Here is a 17,356-nt window from a genome sequence, read left to right as displayed (position 1 = left end):
GCGACCGGCGGTCGCCCCGCGGCCGGTGCGAACGGCTATCGTGCGCGGGCCGCGGCGAGCGGGGACGGTCAGGGGGACGGTCGATGGGTGAGGAACTGCGGCTTTATTCGTACTGGCGTTCCAGCGCGGCGTATCGCGTGCGCATCGGGCTCAACCTCAAGGGCCTGGCCTACGAGATCGCACCGGTGCACCTGTTGCGCGACGGCGGCGAACAGCACAGCGAAAGCTATCGGCAAGCCAATCCGCAGGGACTGGTGCCAGTGCTGCAGCATGGGCAACGCGTGTTCCGGCAGTCGCTGGCGATCCTGGAATACATCGACGAAATATGGCCGACGCCGGCGCTGCTGCCGGCGACGGCGCGCGAACGCCAGCGCGTGCGCGCACTGGCGCAGCTGATCGCCTGCGACGTACACCCGCTCAACAACCTGCGGGTGATGCGCTACTTCGACCACACCTGGCACGTGCCGCAGTCCGAACGCGACGAGTGGACGCGGCACTGGATCGTCGACGGCTTCACCGCGTTCGAGGCGATGCTGGTGGACCATCCGTCGACCGGCACGTTCTGCGACGGCAACCTGCCGACCTTGGCCGACTGCTGCCTGGTACCCCAGATCTACAACGCGCGGCGTTTCGGCGTCGACCTGGCGGCATTCCCCAATATCGTGCGCATCGAGCAGGCCTGCCTGGACCTGCCGGCGTTCGATGCAGCACGCCCCGAGCGGCAGCCCGACGCCCCGGCGACGTAGCCGGGCAAGCGAAGCGCGCCCAGGGGAACCGATCGCGACGTAGCCAGGTGCGCTTCGCCTGCCCGGGCCACGGTGTTGTCATGCCGAACGCCGACCGGAATCTGCTTCGGCTTCGTGATCGCCGCAGAGGAACAGCAGGTCCCCTGCGCGCAGGGGAATCCGTGTTTCAGTGCTCGTAACCGCCGGCCGAGCCACCGGCACCGGCTGTGTTGAACACCTCGGCGTAGGGATCGTGCGCTTCCGTGCTGCCCTCGGACAGCCGGAACTTGAGGTTGAGGCCGTCGCGCGAATCCGCTGCGCGCAGCGCTTCCTCCATTTCGATCTTGCCTTCCTTGTACATGCGGTACAGGCACTGGTCGAAGGTTTCCATGCCTTCCTCCAGCGATTCCTCCATCGCCTGCTTGAGTTCGTGCACTTGGCCGCGGCGCATCAGGTCGCGGATCATCGGCGTGTTGATCAACACTTCCGCCGCCGGCAGGCGCAGGCCGTCGACGCCGGTCACCAGACGCTGCGACACCACCGCCTTCAGGTTCAGCGCCAGGTTCATCAGGATGTTCTTGTGCGCGCTTTCCGGGAAGAAGTTGAGGATGCGTTCCAGCGTCTGGTCGGCATTGTTGGAATGCAGCGTGGCCAGGCAGATGTGGCCGGTTTCGGCGAAGGCGATCGCCGCCTCCATCGTGGTTGCATCCAGGATCTCGCCGATCAGGATTACGTCCGGCGCCTCGCGCATCGCGTTCTTCAGCGCGTTGTGGAAGCCGTGCGTGTCCAGGCCGACTTCGCGCTGGTTGACGATCGACTTCTTGTGCCGGTGCAGGTACTCGATCGGATCCTCGATGGTGAGGATGTGGCCGGAGGTATTGCTGTTGCGGTAATCGATCATCGAGGCCAGCGTGGTCGACTTGCCCGATCCGGTCGAGCCGACGATCAGCACCAGTCCGCGCGGCGCCATGATGATGTCCTTGAGCACCTGCGGCAGCTGCAGTTCCTCGATGCTCGGGATCACGCTGCGGATCGAGCGGATCACCATGCCCAGTTCGCCGCGCTGCTTGAACACGTTGACGCGGAAGCGGCCTGAATCCTGCAGCGCCAGCGCCATGTTCAGTTCCAGGTCGCGCTCGAAGCTGGCGATCTGGCCCTCGTCCATCAGCGAATAGGCGATCTTCTTGACCATGCCGGCCGGCAGGCCGCTGTTGCCGAGCGGATACAGCTTGCCCTCGATCTTGATGTAGATCGGCGCACCCGTGGTCAGGAACATGTCCGACGCGTTCTTTTCCGTCATCAGCTTCAGGAAATAGCCGATGTCCATGCGCGAATCCCCATTCGAACCGTGATGCCCCGGCGCCCGGCATTTGCATGCGCGTCGCAGGCTGCAGACAATGGTCCGGCATCACCCCTCATGCGCCGGACCGCCCATGCCGATTAGCTTCGCACATCTCCGCCGAATCCGTGCTGCCGCCGCCGCAACCGTGATCGGGTGCGCATTGGCGGCCTGTGCCAGCCTGCCGCCGCCCACTTCCGAACTGCAGTCGGCGCAGCAGGCCGTGACACGCGCCGGCCAGGCGGATGCCGACCAGCACGCCCCTGATCTGATCGCCACGGCACGTTCCGAACTCAGCCGCGCACAGGCCGCGATGGCGCGCGGCGACGACGACGAGGCGCGTCGCTTCGCCTTGTCCGCTGCCGCCGATGCCGACCTGGCCCATGCGCGCAGCCAGGAAGCCACGCAGAACACCGAGCTTGCACAGCGTCGCGCCGAGATCGCCGACCTGCAAAGCCGGTTGCAGACGGGAGACCAGCCATGATCCGTCCGCTGTTGATGATCGCCTTCGCCGCCTTGCTGGCGGTTGCCGGTACCGCGCGCGCCGCCGATGACGACGCCGATGTCGCGCGCCTCAACCAGCGCCTGCAGCAACTCGACGACAACCTGAGTCTGGCCGGCATGGCGTCGTACGAGCGCCTGCAGGCACGACAGGCGATCGAGCGCGTGGCGACCGCGCGCAGTCGCGATCGCGCCAATGCGCTCTATGTGGCCGATCGCCGCGTCGAAACCGCGGAGATCGCGGCGCGCATCGAACAGGGCCGGCGCGAGGTGGATCGCCTCGAGCGCGAACGCAGCGAGATGCTGGTCGAAGCCAGCCGTCGCGAAGCGGAGCGCGCGAGGCGCGAGGCCGAGCACCTGCGCATCCAGACCCAGATCCACGCCGAGGAGGCCGAGCACCTGCGCCTGGCCGCCGAGCAGGAAGCCGCGGCCCGCCAACAGGCCGAAGGCGTGTTGAACGACGTCGCTGGCGCACAGGCGGCCAAACTGCGCGCCGCCCGCAAACGGCAGGCGGAGCTGGCCCGCCGCGAAGCCGAGCTGATGTCCGCCGGCGGCAATGTCGACAAGCCTGAGTCCAAGAGCAGCAAGCCCTGATTCGTTGGCGCCGTTCGCGCAGCGAAAAATCAAATAAAATCAAATGGTTGCAAGACATCCGTACGGATTGGTGGGCTTTCCAGCGATTGTCGCGGTTCAGCTTGGAATCGTTTCCAGCCCTGTCGGATCAAGCACTTGCGCCACAGGCTTGAAGCCCCGAAAACGGAGGAGTAGGGTCGGAGACACCGGATGGCCTCCACCATCCGGCAGAGCCAGACCGATGACCCACGCCCCCGATTCGCAGGAGCCCGCCACCGTTAGCCAGGTGGTCGCGGGCGCCCCGTTCGGGATGCGCCCGTCATGTCAGGTCCGATCGATCCGCTTCCCCACCACGCCTCGTGCCGCACCGGCCGGGGCGTTGCTGTATGCGGATCCTTGCACCACCGCCCGACTGCCGTCACGGACCGGAACCAGCGCGGCAGGCGTTGGGCCCGGGCCTGCCCACGGCCGGGTTCAATCGAGTCCAAAGGAGGCCTCCATGTTCGAAGGGCAATCGCAGAACGAGATCGACGCCATGATCAAAGCCAGCCCGGAATTCCGGCAGCTTTATCACCGTCACAAAGACCTCGACAAGCAGGTGCTCGACGCGGAACTGGGTGTGCTGCCGGTCGACGACACCACGCTTGCGCAGATGAAGCGCGAAAAACTCGCGGCCAAGGATCGCCTCACGCGTCTGTACGAAAGCCAGCACCACTGACGTTCAACCGCACGGGCGGCGACGGCCTCCTCGTCGGCCGTCGCCGCCCGCGCCACACAAGGCGCCGTGACCCGCCGCCGGGTCCAGTAGGGTCGAGTCGCTGCACATTTTCCCGGTGGATGCCGGAGCAGTCGCCATCTCGAGCGCACAAACGCATCGTCATCCAGCGGATAATCCCGGTTCCGCAGCACAGGCGCCGGTCCGAATCTCCGCATGAGCACCCATTCCTCCGTCCTGGAACTGATCGGCGAGACGCCAATCGTCAAGGCGCAGCACCTCGACACCGGCGTCTGCGAACTGTTCTTCAAGCTGGAAAGCGCCAACCCCGGCGGTTCGATCAAGGACCGCATCGGCATGAGCATGATCGAGGCGGCCGAGCGCCGCGGCGACATCAGGCCCGGCGACACGCTGGTCGAAGGCACCGCCGGCAACACCGGCATCGGCCTGGCGCTGGTGGCGCAGCAGAAGGGCTACAAGCTGGTGCTGGTGGTGCCGGACAAGATGAGCCGCGAAAAGATCTTCAACCTCAAGGCGATGGGGGCGGAAGTGGTGCTGACCCGTTCGGACGTGGCCAAGGGCCATCCCGACTACTACCAGGACCTGGCCGAACGCATTGCCCGCGAGACGCCCGGCGCCTACTTCATCAACCAGTTCGGCAATCCCGACAACCCGGCCGCGCACGAATTCGGCACCGGTCCGGAAATCCTGCGGCAGATGGACGGCGACCTCGACGCGATCGTGTTCGGCTGCGGCAGCTCCGGCACGATGAGCGGGTTGTCGCGCTGCTTCGCCAAGCACTCGCCGCACACCGAGCTGATCCTGGCCGACCCGGTCGGCTCGATCCTGGCCGAGTACATCAACGAAGGCACGCTCAGCGACAAGTCCGCCAGCTGGATGGTGGAAGGCATCGGCGAGGATTTCCTGCCGTCCATTTCCGACTTCAGCCGCGTCAGGAAAGCCTATGCGATCAGCGACAAGGAAAGCTTCCTGACCGCGCGCGAGCTGCTGGCCAAGGAGGGCATCCTCGGCGGTTCCTCGACGGGCACGCTGCTGGCCGCGGCGCTGAAATACTGCCGCGAACAGACCGAATCCAAGCGCGTGCTGGTGTTCGTCTGCGACACCGGCAACAAATACCTGTCCAAGATGTACAACGATTTCTGGATGCTCGACAACGGCTTCCTCGAGCGCCAGCCGACCGGCGACCTGCGCGACCTGATCCTGCGCCCGTACTCGCAGCGCGACACCGTGGTGGTCGGCGCCAACGACCTGCTGGTGACCGCCTACCAGCGCATGAAGCTGTACGACGTCTCGCAGCTGCCGGTGATGGAGGGCGACGCCCTGGTCGGCATCGTGGACGAGAGCGATGTGCTACTGCACGTGTATGGCGACGAGGCCCGGTTCCGCGATCCGGTGTCGACCGCGATGGTGTCCAAGCTGAACAAGCTCGACGTCAAGTCGCCGATCGAATCGCTGCTGCCGGTGTTCGACGCCGGTCAGGTCGCCATCGTGATGGACGGCACCCATTTCCTTGGCCTGATCACCCGCATCGACCTGCTCAACTATCTGCGGCGGCGGGTGCAGTAAGGCGGGGCGAGGGCGGCCGGATGATAGAATCGGCCGCAGTGTTTTTGGGATAGACAAACGTGAACGAACATAGCGGCGACGCCACCCCGGGCGCTTCCCGGCCGGGTCTGGGCACGCTGGCGATCCATGGCGGCCAGGCCCCGGACCCCAGTACTGGCGCGGTGATGCCCCCGATCTACGCCACCAGCACCTATGCCCAAGCCAGTCCGGGCGTGCACCAGGGCTTCGAGTACTCGCGCACCCACAATCCCACCCGCTTCGCCTATGAGCGCTGCGTGGCGGCACTGGAAGGTGGCAGCCGCGGCTTCGCCTTTGCGTCCGGCATGGCGGCGACCTCCACTGTGCTGGAGCTGCTCGACAGTGGCTCGCACGTGATCGCGATGGACGATCTTTACGGCGGCAGCTACCGCTTGTTCGAACGCGTGCGCCGACGCACCGCGGGGCTGGACTTCAGCTTCGTCGACCTGACCGATGTCGCCGCCTTCGAAGCCGCGATCCGCCCGGACACGCGCATGGTCTGGGTCGAGACCCCGACCAACCCGATGCTGAAGATCGTCGACCTCGCCGCGATCTCGGCGATCGCCCGCAACCGCGGCATCCTGATGGTGGTCGACAACACCTTCGCCTCGCCGATCCTGCAACGCCCGCTCGAGCACGGCGCCGACATGGTCGTGCATTCGGCCACCAAATACCTCAACGGCCACTCGGACATGGTCGGCGGTATCGCCGTGGTCGGCGATAACGCCGAACTGGCCGAGCAAATGGCATTCCTGCAGAACTCCATCGGCGCCGTGCAGGGCCCGTTCGACAGCTTCCTCGCCCTGCGCGGCCTGAAGACGCTGCACCTGCGCATGAAGGCGCATTGCGAGAACGCGCAGGCGCTGGCGGAGTGGTTGGAGACGCATCCGGCGATCGATAGCGTGATCTATCCTGGTTTGGCATCTCATCCGCAGCATGCATTGGCAAAACGCCAGATGGACGGTTTTGGCGGCATCATCTCGATCACCTTGAAGGGCGGTTTCGAAGCCGCGAAGCGGCTGTGCGAGCGTACGCAGCTGTTTACCCTTGCCGAATCCTTGGGCGGTGTGGAAAGCCTGATCAATCATCCGGCGGTGATGACGCATGCGTCCATCCCGGCCGAACGCCGCACGAAACTGGGCATAACGGACAGCATGGTACGGCTGAGCGTGGGTATAGAAGACCTTCGCGATCTCACGGCTTCGTTGCAGGAGGCGCTGGGTTGAGATCGTTCGAGAGGGATTTGCTGGCCAGCTTGCGTGAACCCGAATTTTGGGCGTATTCGAGTTGGCTGGATATCGTTACCAAATACCGTCGCTCAAGACTGGGCTTGGTTTGGCTGCTCCTGCCGCCACTGCTGTACGTGGGCGGTATCGGTTACCTGTTTGCGGGCGTGTATGGGAAGGACCCGCTCGTGTTCATGCCGCATCTGGGGGTGGGCTACCTGATATTCCGGCTGCTCACCAACATCATTACCGAATCATCGGGTGTCCTGTCCGGACACGCCGGTTTCATACTCGACGGCCGAGTGAGGCTTACCGACTTCGTGCTGCGCACACTGGCGAAGGCGCTTTTCTATTCCGCGGCCGCGTTGCCGATAGTGGTAGTGGCGCTGGCGCTGTCGCCCATTCTGCAGCCGATAGGGCTGGTGTTGTTCATCCCGTCTTTCCTGTTAATACTGTGGAACACGGTATGGATCGGCATGGTAGTCGCGTTGCTGGGCGCGAGGTTCCCTGATATCAAGGAGTTGACGGGGAGCCTCTTTCTTTTTGCATTCGTGTTCACGCCTATCATCTGGTATGCATCGCATACCCCTCCGGGCAGCATCCGCGGTGCGGTGATGCGGGTCAATCCACTGTTCCATATGGTTGAACTGGTACGCGCACCTTTGCTCGGGGAAGCGGTGGAAGCGGGCACGCTGGCTTATCTGGGCATCATGTCCGTATTGGGTTGGATAGTGGCTGGCTACCTCTACCGACGTTACGCGCGTTTCGTGCCGATTTGGGTATGACGATGAATTCTACGGTTAGCCTGTCGGCCCATGGCGTATCGCTGGAGCTTCCTCTTTACCTGCAGAGCGAAAGATCGGCCCACACCTGGTTTTCGATGCTGGCCGGTGCCGCATTCGACCGTCCGCGCCGCGAGTTCCGGACCATCTTGAGCGACATCAGCTTCAATGCGCAGGACGGCGACAGAATAGGCATCATTGGCCGCAATGGCGTCGGCAAGTCGACGCTGCTGCGGGTCCTCACGGGGGCTTATCAGCCGACACAAGGTCGCATCGAAGCACACGGCAGCATGCAGGCATTGCTGAACATTTCGCTTGGTTTTAGCGGCGAAGCGACCGTGCGCGAGAACATCTTCCTGCGTGGCACGGCTATGGGCTTGCGCGCTGCCGAAATACGCGAAATTGTTTTACCCGTCCTGGAATTCGCGGAGATCGAAGACAAAGCGAATCACCGGTTGAAAACTTTGTCGTCAGGCCAGCGCATGCGCCTTGGTTTTTCGATTGCTACCGCGGCCCAGCACGACATCATGATCATGGACGAATGGATAGGCACGGGCGATGCGGCATTCATCACTAAGGCCAAGAAACGCATGCAGGGAAGAGTGGATGGCGCCAAGATTGTCTTGTTGGCCAGCCATAACGTCGCCCTGATAAAGAACGTCTGCAATAAGGGGCTTCTGATGGACGCTGGCCGAGTAGTTTTCTTCGGGGATACCACCGATGCACTCAAAGAGTACAAGTCGCTGGTGAGTGCGCCTGCTGTCACCGAGAAGAACACCTGAGAGTTCGAGGATGCGTATCCTGATCGTGGCCTACGATTTTCCTCCTACACCCTCCCCACAGGCCATAAGATGGGCATATCTGTCCAGGGAATTGGTGCTAGCGGGACATGAAGTCCATGTGCTGGCGCCCGATGTCGCCGGTTACGGACCAGGCGGCTTGCCGGAACTGCCCGACAGCATAAGCGTCCATCGCGTCTATCCGGGTCCATTCATGGCATTCCTGTCCAGTCGTTCTAGGTCGAAAATGAGTGCGCAGTCGACGACATCTGCGGCGCATTCCGATCCGGATAGAACCATGGGATTGAATTGGAAAGGCAGGTGGGTTGAGCGCTTCAAGACCTTGCTCGCGTTCCTCATGTTTCCGGACGTGCGCGCCGAATGGCTGCCTTGGGCGCGCAAATCCCTTGACGAACTTCTGCGTAGGCTTGTTCCCGATGTGGTTGTGACTTCACATGAACCGGCGAATTCGATTCCACTCGGACTGCGCGCCAAGGCCAAAGGCTTTCGCTGGGTCGCCGATCTCGGCGATCCCATCCTCGCGCCTTACACTCCCTTTCGTTGGCGTTCCCGCGCTCGAAAGCTCGAAGCGCAAGTGTGCCGCCACGCCGATGCGATCACCGTGACGAATTCACCTGTCGCGCGCCTATTGCAGGAGCGTCATGGAATTCCTAGTGGCGAGTTGATTGTTTTGCCGCAGGGCTATGACCAATCCTTCGAGGCCAATGTCGAGGACAGGATCGATGTGGATCTAGATAAAGGTTTGGTGGAACTTCTGTATACCGGCAGCTTTTATCATTTTCGTAATCCGGCACACCTGCTTGCTGCAGTTCGCGATAGCGTCGGTATACGCCTCAATATCGCTTCGCATACGCTACCGGACGAGGTTCGCGATGCGGCGACGGCCCACCCAGGCAAAATCCGCCTTCTCGGTTTCGTTCCGCACCGGTCCGTGCTTGAGCTCCAGCGTCGCTGTGATCTGTTGATCAACATAGCCAATGATGATCCCGTCCAGGTCCCAGGAAAAGTCTATGAGTACCTGGGGTCCGGTGTTCCAATCCTGCACATCGGCGGAACTCGGAGCGACGATGCCGCGCGGCTGTTGGTATCGAGCGGAGCGGGATGGTGCGTCGAAAATGCGTACCCGCAGTTGCGGGAGCGTTTGACCTTACTGGCGCAGGCAAAATCCGGGCCAGTCGGAATCGCACGGGGACCGTGCGAACGCAGTTTTGATGTCACGACCTACTCCTGGAAAGCACTTGCCGCGCAATTGACCGATCAGGCCTTGTTGGCCCCGGTGGACGCAAGGCGGTTCGGGTGAACCCGCCAAGGGGCCCTGAATTTGAGCTGCTGTTGAGGCTAGTGAAGGCCGAAGCGCGAGTTCGGACATTGGAGCGCGATCGCGCTATCCACATCGCGGCCGCGAACAGCGCTCGTGCCGAAGCGGCGTCGCAGTTGAGCGACCTTCGTGCGAGTACGACATTCAGGTTGGGCGAAATCCTCGTCCAGACCCTACGTTTCCCGCTCCAAGCGTACAAGGCGCCGCGGCGGATCTATGAACTGTGGCGTGGTCGATCGATGGATCGCGCCTCGCTGTCGGATGGCCCAACGCCGGTGGTTCGGTCAGACTCCTTTGACACACGGATCGAGAACGCCAAGCTCATGGATCTGCCCCCCGGGGCGCCATTGCCGGGAAAGATCCGGGATCTCAAGGTGGCCGCGATTCTGGACCCGTTTTCCGAAGCGAGCTTTTCACCCGAATGCGACCTGCAGATGCTCCTCCCGGCAACGTGGGAGGAGCAGATACGCGCTTTTCGTCCGCATCTGCTCCTCATTGAATCAGCTTGGTTAGGCCGCGACGGCACATGGCGCGGCATGATCGCAGGCCGGGCACCGACGCTGAGTGCGCTGGTCGCATCGTGCCGGAAGGCCGGCATCGCAACGGTGTTCTGGAACAAGGAAGATCCGCTGCATTTCGAAGCCTTCATCGAAACTGCACGCCTGTTCGACTGGGTTTTCACCACCGACGCCGATTCGGTCACCAGGTACCGGCGCGAACTCGGCCATTCGCGGGTGCAGTTGCTGCCGTTCGCACTACAGCCACGCGCCTACAGCCCGGTGTGTCGTGCGGAACGCGAAAACAAGGCTTTCTTCGCCGGTGCGTGGTACGACAGGATGCCGGAACGTTCCGGCGATTTCGCTTCCCTGGCCGGCGTATTCGATTTGATTGCTGGCGTTGACATCTACGATCGTAACTATGACAACCAAGAAGGCCGCGGCGGCTTTCCAGCCCGGTATCAGGGGATGGTTCGTGGATCGGTTCCATATCGCGATACGCCAGATCTCTATCGCCGGTATCGGTTTGGCCTCAATCTGAATACCGTCAAGGATTCGCCTACGATGTTCGCCCGGCGCGTGTTCGAGCTGATCGGTTCAGGCACCTCCGTGTATGGCAATTATTCGCGCGGACAGAAAAACATGCTGGGGGAGCTCGCTGTTGCCAGCGACGATGTAGAGAACGTGTTCCACCGGGCCTACGCGGAGCACGAAACGCCCGATGCCTTGCTGGTACGCTCGCGCAGGTCTCTTGCCTTGCGAAAGGTGCTCGAACAGCACACTTATAGGCACCGTTTGAAGCATATCGTGCGCTGCGCGTTAACGGGCGACATGGATGACGGAGATGGCTCGGTAGTGGGGATCGCGAGCGCGGATAATGAGACGTGTCTGGCGAGCGTCCTGCGCGCCTACGAACGCCAGACCGCAAGAGGCATATCGCTCTACCTGCGCCTTCCTCATAATCTGCACAGCGCGCTGCCATCCGGCGTGTCGGTGCTGAACGACGAAGCGCTACAAAAACGGCCTGAAGAAACCTTCGGATCTGCCTGGATCGCCGCCTTTCATCCTGACGACTACTACGGCGCAAGCTACCTGCAAGATCTGAAACTCGGGCGTCTTTATTGTTCGGGCGAAGCGATTGGAAAGGGTGCGTTCCTGGCGGTTGATGGCCGAGGGGTGCGAATGACCGATGGCGATCAAGAGTTCCGCAAAGTGACCTCGCTTGCACTTCGCCGATCGATACTACGCGCTGAAGCTTGGCACGGAAGCCTGGCGTCGTTGTTGGATTCCGTCTCGGACGGCGCGCTGCATGCGCCGGACATGGACTCCCTGGATTCGTTTTCGTACATCGAGAACGGGAATGAGGCTGGCATTGAAGCCGAGGCGGCGCAGCTTCTGGATGCGGGCGTGGATATCGAGGACATGTATCGGTTCGCCGCTGAGTTGCCCGATCTTCCAGCATGGCCTGTCACTGGCAACGAATGGATCGATGGCGCGGAGCTCTCAAGCTTATTTGTGGACGTGCCCCCGGGTATTTCCGTAGCCGCACGCCGTCACCGTTTGGAACTTTGTTCCACCGCGGCCAACGGCATGGGCGGCGAATGCCTGTCGGTCCCGTTTCCGCGTTCTCGCCTGGAAAGGGATGGTGCGCTCGTTGTTCAACTGGACGCGCCAGCGGACCGGGGTTGGCGCTGCGAGATTCAAGCCTTGGGAGCGCGCGGCGACTCCTTGGTCAGCTTCGAACTGCCTGCAGGCGTGACCACGCGCATCGAGCCGCCGGAAGAGGCTTGCGCTTATCGTCTGAAGCTCAAAGTGCGCGGCGAATTGGTGCGGCACATCGACGGCCTGTGGTTGAAGTCGCAGCCCGCGCAGCCTGTATTCCTGCCCGGCAATGGCAGGCTATTGTTGGTGAGCAACATCTATCCGGAGGGCGATCGCTTCTACCGCAACGCCTTCGTTCACCGCCGGGTGCTTGAATACCGTCGCCGCGGCATTCCCGTAGATGTGATCAGGGTGGCGGCCGGTGAACAGCAGCGAAGCTACGAATTCGAAGGTGTTCCGGTGATGGTGTGTTCGCCGGAAGCGTTGCAAGCCACATTGGCGATCTCAAAGCATGATGCGATCGCCGTGCATTTTCTCGATGAGTCGATCTGGCGATCGATTAAAGACGTTGCAGGAAGAACGCCTACCGTGGTTTGGGTTCACGGTGCAGAGATCCAACCGTGGACGCGAAGACCGTTCAATTACACGACGGATGAGGAGAAAGCCGACGCACGCAACAGCAGCGAACGCCGCATGTCCTTTTGGCGGAAATTGCTGTCGGATCCGCCGGCGTCTTTGCGGTTGGTGTTCGTGTCACGGACATTCGCAGAAGAATGCTGGACCGACTTGGGCATGAGACTGGCCGACGACCGATGGAGCGTGATCCATAACCCCGTCGATACCGCGTTGTTCCGATTCGAAGAGCGGTCGGTGGACCTGCGGTGGAACATCCTGTCGGTGCGTTCGCACGAGTCCAGGGGTTACGCCAACGATTTGACTGCGGAAGCGGTGCGTCTGCTGTCCGCGCATCCACTCTTCCCGAGAATGCGCTTCCGCCTGATCGGAGACGGCAAGTTGTTCGATAGCAATTTCGCCGATCTGCGTACCTATTCCAACGTAAGACTGGAGCGCCGCCAACTCAGCCAGGCCGAAATGGCGGAAATTTTCAGGGAAAATGGCATATTCCTGACGCCGACTCGCAGTGATACTCAGGGCGTCACCCGGGACGAAGCCATGTCCACAGGCTTGGTGCCGGTGACCAATGCGGTATCGGCCGTGCCCGAGTTCGTCGACCACGAATGCGGCATTCTCGTCGCCCCGGAGGATGCAGCCGCGCTGGCGGCCGCGATACTAAAGCTGGTCGAGAACGAGGCGCAGTTCCTGTCCATGTCGAAGGCTGCCTCCGACAGGGTGAGAAAGCAAAGGGGTCTGGAACGGATCATCGATCAAGAATTGGCGCTCCTGTCGCCGCACTCCGTGCAAGACGCATCCGCTCTTCCGATTCGCCGAAAATAACCAGTCCTGCTCTCTCGACAACCTACAGAGCCCACTCCTTTGAAGATTTCGCCCCGCTTAACATTGGCAGCGCTGCTGGCTACGATCGGCATCGGATCATTGGCGGCAGGCTTTGTTCTCGGGATCGGCATGTACGTGTGGTTCGGCATCGCCGCGCTGCTGGGGCTCATCGCTTTGCTCGGCTACACGCAGTATCGGCATGTGCGGCGGCTGCTTGTCCATGCCGAATCCGCGCAAAGGCAGGCGAGCGAAAACCTGGTGCTCGTCGGTCGACTCGGCGCCGAAATGGAGGGCCTGCGCAGCCAACATCAGGTGTTGGACCAGCAACTGAAGGAGAATCAGGTCTTAGCCGTTGATGGCATTAGCAATTCCCGCGCCGCAATACAATTGGCCTCCGACAATCAGGCCTTGGTCTTGAGATCGTTCAGGGATCTGACCGTGCAACTTGCTGCGACCGAGCAAGCTTTGCTTCAGGCCCAGGCGGAGTCCCAGCAAGTCTTGCTTCAGGTCCATGCGGAGTCACAGCAAGTCTTGCTTCAAGCCCAAGCGCGCTCCCACACGGATATCAGGGCCTCGGCAACGCTGGGAAAGACGGCGGTGCAGGAAATCCAGTCCGGGAAAAAGAAGGTCGAAACTTTCTTGGCGAGCGAAAAAAGGCTGAAGGAAATCGCCTATCGGGGCTTTGGTAGGTTGCAGTTCGAAACCATGCAGGAAATAGAATCCTTGATGCAGTTGCACGCATTGTTCGATATCCGGCATCCGACGCCGTTGTTGGGCGGAGCGGCAAAAGGATGGGCGATGGAGCCGGTCTCCATGCTTTTCCTGACAAGGATGGTACTCGAGTGCCGGCCGGACCTGATCGTGGAGTGCGGCTCGGGCACCTCGACCGTATGGATCGCTCGCGCATTGGCCAAGAATGGCCATGGCCGTTTGGTTTCGCTCGAAAATTCCGCCGAGTACTGCGCGGTTACCCGTTCATCCCTGCGCGCGAACGGCTTGGAGGACTGGGTCGACCTGCGCGAGGCACCGCTCGAGCAATATCGCCTCATGGACGATGATTGCCTGTGGTATTCGTCAGCGGCCGTGGAAGGATTATTGGGCATCGACCTGCTTGTCGTCGATGGGCCGCCGGCGGCAACCGCGGGAATGGCCAGATACCCGGCATTCCCCATCCTGCGAGGCAAGCTGTCCGATTCGGCAATCGTCATCCTGGATGATGCCGAGCGACCGGACGAGCGCGAGATCATCAACAGGTGGACGACGGAATGCCCCGATCTGGTCGAAACTGCCCATGCCGCCGGCCGGCTTTCCAGACTGGACTATAGGCGTACGAGATGACTACGGAAAAACAGGTTTCGGCATGCTGACGCGCATATGGGCCACCCGGAAATTTTGGGCGCGCAGCGAAAGCGCTGGTTTGTTGGCGCTTTGTCTGCTGGCCGGTGCCGGGCTGGTATTTGCTTCATCGGCGCGTTGGGTCGCGGTGGCGGTGGTCGCGCTTTTCATGCTGTTCGTGGTGGGTGCGCTGGCGCTGTTCGCCGCGCGACGTTCGCGAGTGGCCACGGACCGCATCGTGGCCCATGCTGAAAAGCAGAACGTCGCAACGGCCGAAAACATCCAGCGCTTGCGGGTGGAGATGCTGTACTCACCGGCCAGGCGTGCAACCCAAGCCGCGCGACCTTGGCGGCAAGAAACCTCGTCATTCCCGGGTTCCAGCTACGCGAAGCCGCTTTATTCGGCGTCCGGTTACTTGCCGGTATATCTCGAATTGGGCGAGGAAAAGCCCGATCATCGTTGGCTCGATAACACCATTCTGCGCAACGCGTCCACGACCGGTCGCGACTTGCTGGCGTGGCGTGCCTCGGGCGGCCTCTACGATTGCGCGCAGATCGAGCGCCTGTTGCGCAGGATTAGAGACAAAAAGAATTCCTCGCAGGCAAGAAGCGCCATCGCGGCATTGGATCCCGAATGGGCGCAGCGGTTGGCGCGGATCATGGGCTTGCAAGCCTTGCAGGCGGACGACAGGTTGAATGCACTGACCCTGTATGCGGCGATTTACGCCAAGCACGGCCCTGCGATCGTCAGTTCGCCGCACACGCATGCCCGCGTCTTCCAGGCACTTGCCTACGACATGGGCGACTATGCGCTGGCCGAGGAGATCACACGCAAGGTACGTTGCTCGAAGTACGATCTGCCTTTCATGCTGGCTGATTTGCGCAATCCATTCACCTCCAGTCCCTTCGCCGATCCGGACAGGTGGCTGGACCTGTTGAACCAGAATTTCGCGTCGAGCGGATTGGAACCGCTGGCGCTGAACGCGGACCTGGGCGCGGCCCCTTTCGACATGCTGCATTGCCCGCCGGCTCAACTTGTAAAATCCGGGCCACTAATATCGATTGCCATGTCTTCCTGGCGCCCCGGCGAGGAGATCTTCGCCGCGATCCGCTCGGTCATCGCACAATCCTGGCAGTCGTGGGAGTTGCTGGTGATCGACGATGCATCGCCCAGCGAGTACGGCGAGGTGCTCGAGCGTATTGCCGTGCTCGATCCGCGCATCAAGGTACTCCGGCAGTCTTCGAACGGCGGAACCTACCTCATCAGGAATGCGGCCATGCGCGAAGCGCGCGGCGAATTCATGACATTCCTGGACTCGGACGACTGGAGCCATCCGCGTCGGCTCGAGCGGCAGATCGCGCCTCTGCTGCAGAACTCTGAACTGATGTCGACCACCAGTCGTGCGCTGCGGGCCAATGCCAAACTGGTATTCAACCTGCCGGGCGTCATCGCTCAGCGCGAGAACGCCTCCTCTATGATGTTCCGCTTGGCACCCGTGCGCGAACGCATTGGCTACTTCGACAGCGTTCGGAAGGGCGCCGATACCGAGTTCGCACTGCGCATGCGTAGAACCTTCGGCGCCTCTTCCCATGTCATCGTCGAAGAGAATCTGTCGATGATCCGCCTCACCAGCGGTTCCCTCTCCAGGGAGGAATTCAAGTTAGGGTGGCGCCACCCGTCGCGCGCTGCGTATAGGCGCGGATACGAGCACTGGCATCGCAGTTCGCAGGCGCGCGATACGCCTTTGCGGATGCCTGCGGATGTTGTGGTGCGGCCCTTCCCGAGTCCAAGAAGATTCATGATCGACCCGATAGGCGCTAACGCGCAGGCGCGCGCAGCCTACGATATCGTGTTCGCAGCGGATTTGCGCCATGGCACCGACGCCGTGCGTGCGTTGTTCGACGAAGTGCGCGCCACCAAGCGCGCAGGACACAAGGTGGCCGTATTGCACATGGAATCTTTCCGGCACATGCAGCGCATCGAGATGGAGTTTTATTGGGAGCCGATAGAAGAAGCTATCGCCACCGGCTTGGTCGACGAAGTGCTGTTGACGGATCCAACCGCGATCGACACGCTGGTGGTCAGGGATTTCGCGGTGTTGCAATTCGCATCTCATGAACGCAGCGCGTTCGATGTCGGCCGGGTGTTGGTGGTTGCTGGCGATCCGCCACGCGACCGGCTGGGAAGGATGTGGTATGAACCCTCCGAATGCCTGAGGCACGCTCAAAAGATCTTTGGCGTGCGGGTCGGTTGCACGACCTGCGGGATGCAAGCGCAAGACGAACTCCGCGCAGGTCTGGCGCCAGTTTTTTTTGCCACAGCGGATTTGCCGGAAATCATCGACGTGCCCGAATGGCAAGCGCCACGACGTCCGCTGCAAGGCATCCCAGTGCTGGGCGTGATCCTGGATAGCGCTTCGGACGCGTATCCGGATACCCCCGAAGAATTGTTCGCCACTTATGCTGGCTGCGGTTCGTTTCAGGTGAGGGTGCTGGCGGAGGATTTACGCCCATCGAAGGCGCGCGGCGCCCCGGAAAACTGGACTTTTTTCGATGCAGGCATCGTTGGTCGGGAAGCTTTCCTGGCCGGGTGCGACTTCTACGTCCGCTTCGACCGCCACGATGACGCCCCACCTCGCCGTTCGAGGGACGTGCTGGAAGCCATGGCCAGCGGCGCTGTGGTAGTGCTTCCAACACCTTACGCGCAACTATACGAAAATGCCGCCGTCTACTGCGATAATGTCCAGCTCGCGGACGCGATCCAAGCGCTCTATTCGAAGCCGGCGGCCTTCGAGGCGCAGGTAGAGCGCGGCAGGCAATATCTTGCACAGTCGCACGCGCCGGATGCCTTCGTCAGCGCGTTGTTCCGGCTCTAATTTTTACA

The 17,356-nt window shown here is 61.8% G+C and carries 13 protein-coding genes; 12 read left to right on the top strand and 1 reads right to left on the bottom strand.

Translation table 11 applies throughout. The features are described from left to right. Positions 1–83 precede the first annotated feature (83 nt). Positions 84–746, top strand: a complete 663-nt coding sequence (maiA, locus tag IP90_RS10450; RefSeq protein WP_144899565.1) for a maleylacetoacetate isomerase — start codon at positions 84–86, stop codon at positions 744–746. 166 nt (positions 747–912) lie between these two features. Here maiA and IP90_RS10445 read toward each other — a convergent pair whose 3' ends face one another. Continuing rightward, positions 913–2,052, bottom strand: coding sequence for a PilT/PilU family type 4a pilus ATPase (locus tag IP90_RS10445; protein WP_144899564.1), 1,140 nt, complete (start codon positions 2,050–2,052; stop codon positions 913–915). A 106-nt stretch (positions 2,053–2,158) separates the two neighbouring features. On the opposite strand from IP90_RS10445, the gene IP90_RS10440 reads away from it, so the two are divergent. The 11 genes from IP90_RS10440 (at position 2,159) to IP90_RS10390 (ending at position 17,348) form a co-directional block, all read left to right on the top strand. Beyond that, positions 2,159–2,548, top strand: coding sequence for a DUF4398 domain-containing protein (locus tag IP90_RS10440; RefSeq protein ID WP_144899563.1), 390 nt, complete (start codon positions 2,159–2,161; stop codon positions 2,546–2,548). Continuing rightward, the gene (locus IP90_RS10435) at positions 2,545–3,159 is read left to right on the top strand and encodes a hypothetical protein (RefSeq protein ID WP_144899562.1); all 615 of its coding nucleotides are present in this window, start codon (positions 2,545–2,547) and stop codon (positions 3,157–3,159) included. The genes IP90_RS10440 and IP90_RS10435 overlap by 4 nt, the downstream gene beginning before the upstream one ends. A gap of 478 nt (positions 3,160–3,637) precedes the next feature. After that, positions 3,638–3,856, top strand: a complete 219-nt coding sequence (locus tag IP90_RS10430; protein ID WP_144899674.1) for an HP1242/YdcH family protein — start codon at positions 3,638–3,640, stop codon at positions 3,854–3,856. Positions 3,857–4,069: 213 nt separating this feature from the next. Continuing rightward, complete coding sequence (locus IP90_RS10425; RefSeq protein ID WP_144899561.1) at positions 4,070–5,440, top strand: pyridoxal-phosphate dependent enzyme; 1,371 nt, start codon at positions 4,070–4,072, stop codon at positions 5,438–5,440. 59 nt (positions 5,441–5,499) lie between these two features. After that, on the top strand, positions 5,500–6,684 hold the full coding sequence (locus IP90_RS10420; protein WP_144899560.1) for a cystathionine gamma-synthase: 1,185 nt from the start codon (positions 5,500–5,502) through the stop codon (positions 6,682–6,684). Then, the gene (locus IP90_RS10415) at positions 6,681–7,469 is read left to right on the top strand and encodes an ABC transporter permease (protein ID WP_144899559.1); all 789 of its coding nucleotides are present in this window, start codon (positions 6,681–6,683) and stop codon (positions 7,467–7,469) included. Before IP90_RS10420 ends, IP90_RS10415 begins: the two co-directional genes overlap by 4 nt. Then, positions 7,466–8,248: an ABC transporter ATP-binding protein gene (locus IP90_RS10410; RefSeq protein WP_144899558.1), complete on the top strand. Its 783-nt coding sequence runs from the start codon at positions 7,466–7,468 to the stop codon at positions 8,246–8,248. Before IP90_RS10415 ends, IP90_RS10410 begins: the two co-directional genes overlap by 4 nt. A gap of 10 nt (positions 8,249–8,258) precedes the next feature. Continuing rightward, positions 8,259–9,566 (top strand): glycosyltransferase, encoded by a 1,308-nt coding sequence (locus IP90_RS10405; protein WP_144899557.1) that lies wholly within the window; start codon positions 8,259–8,261, stop codon positions 9,564–9,566. A 167-nt stretch (positions 9,567–9,733) separates the two neighbouring features. Then, positions 9,734–13,138 (top strand): glycosyltransferase family protein, encoded by a 3,405-nt coding sequence (locus IP90_RS10400; RefSeq protein ID WP_144899556.1) that lies wholly within the window; start codon positions 9,734–9,736, stop codon positions 13,136–13,138. Positions 13,139–13,201: 63 nt separating this feature from the next. Next, complete coding sequence (locus IP90_RS10395) at positions 13,202–14,476, top strand: O-methyltransferase (protein WP_144899555.1); 1,275 nt, start codon at positions 13,202–13,204, stop codon at positions 14,474–14,476. After that, positions 14,430–17,348, top strand: a complete 2,919-nt coding sequence (locus tag IP90_RS10390) for a glycosyltransferase family A protein (RefSeq protein ID WP_206751910.1) — start codon at positions 14,430–14,432, stop codon at positions 17,346–17,348. Before IP90_RS10395 ends, IP90_RS10390 begins: the two co-directional genes overlap by 47 nt. Positions 17,349–17,356: the final 8 nt, after the last annotated feature.

The organism is Luteimonas cucumeris (assembly GCF_007830035.1).
GTDB lineage: Bacteria > Pseudomonadota > Gammaproteobacteria > Xanthomonadales > Xanthomonadaceae > Luteimonas_C > Luteimonas_C cucumeris.
This window is presented reverse-complemented; position numbering and strand designations above follow the sequence as displayed.

What these genes read in the sequence shown, in the direction of transcription:
- maiA (WP_144899565.1), top strand. Translation starts at nt 84, where the DNA reads ATGGGTGAGGAACTGCGGCTTTATTCGTACTGGCGTTCCAGCGCGGCG.
- IP90_RS10445 (WP_144899564.1), bottom strand. Translation starts at nt 2,052, where the DNA reads ATGGACATCGGCTATTTCCTGAAGCTGATGACGGAAAAGAACGCGTCG.
- IP90_RS10440 (WP_144899563.1), top strand. Translation starts at nt 2,159, where the DNA reads ATGCCGATTAGCTTCGCACATCTCCGCCGAATCCGTGCTGCCGCCGCC.
- IP90_RS10435 (WP_144899562.1), top strand. Translation starts at nt 2,545, where the DNA reads ATGATCCGTCCGCTGTTGATGATCGCCTTCGCCGCCTTGCTGGCGGTT.
- IP90_RS10430 (WP_144899674.1), top strand. Translation starts at nt 3,638, where the DNA reads ATGTTCGAAGGGCAATCGCAGAACGAGATCGACGCCATGATCAAAGCC.
- IP90_RS10425 (WP_144899561.1), top strand. Translation starts at nt 4,070, where the DNA reads ATGAGCACCCATTCCTCCGTCCTGGAACTGATCGGCGAGACGCCAATC.
- IP90_RS10410 (WP_144899558.1), top strand. Translation starts at nt 7,466, where the DNA reads ATGACGATGAATTCTACGGTTAGCCTGTCGGCCCATGGCGTATCGCTG.
- IP90_RS10405 (WP_144899557.1), top strand. Translation starts at nt 8,259, where the DNA reads ATGCGTATCCTGATCGTGGCCTACGATTTTCCTCCTACACCCTCCCCA.
- IP90_RS10390 (WP_206751910.1), top strand. Translation starts at nt 14,430, where the DNA reads ATGCCGCCGGCCGGCTTTCCAGACTGGACTATAGGCGTACGAGATGAC.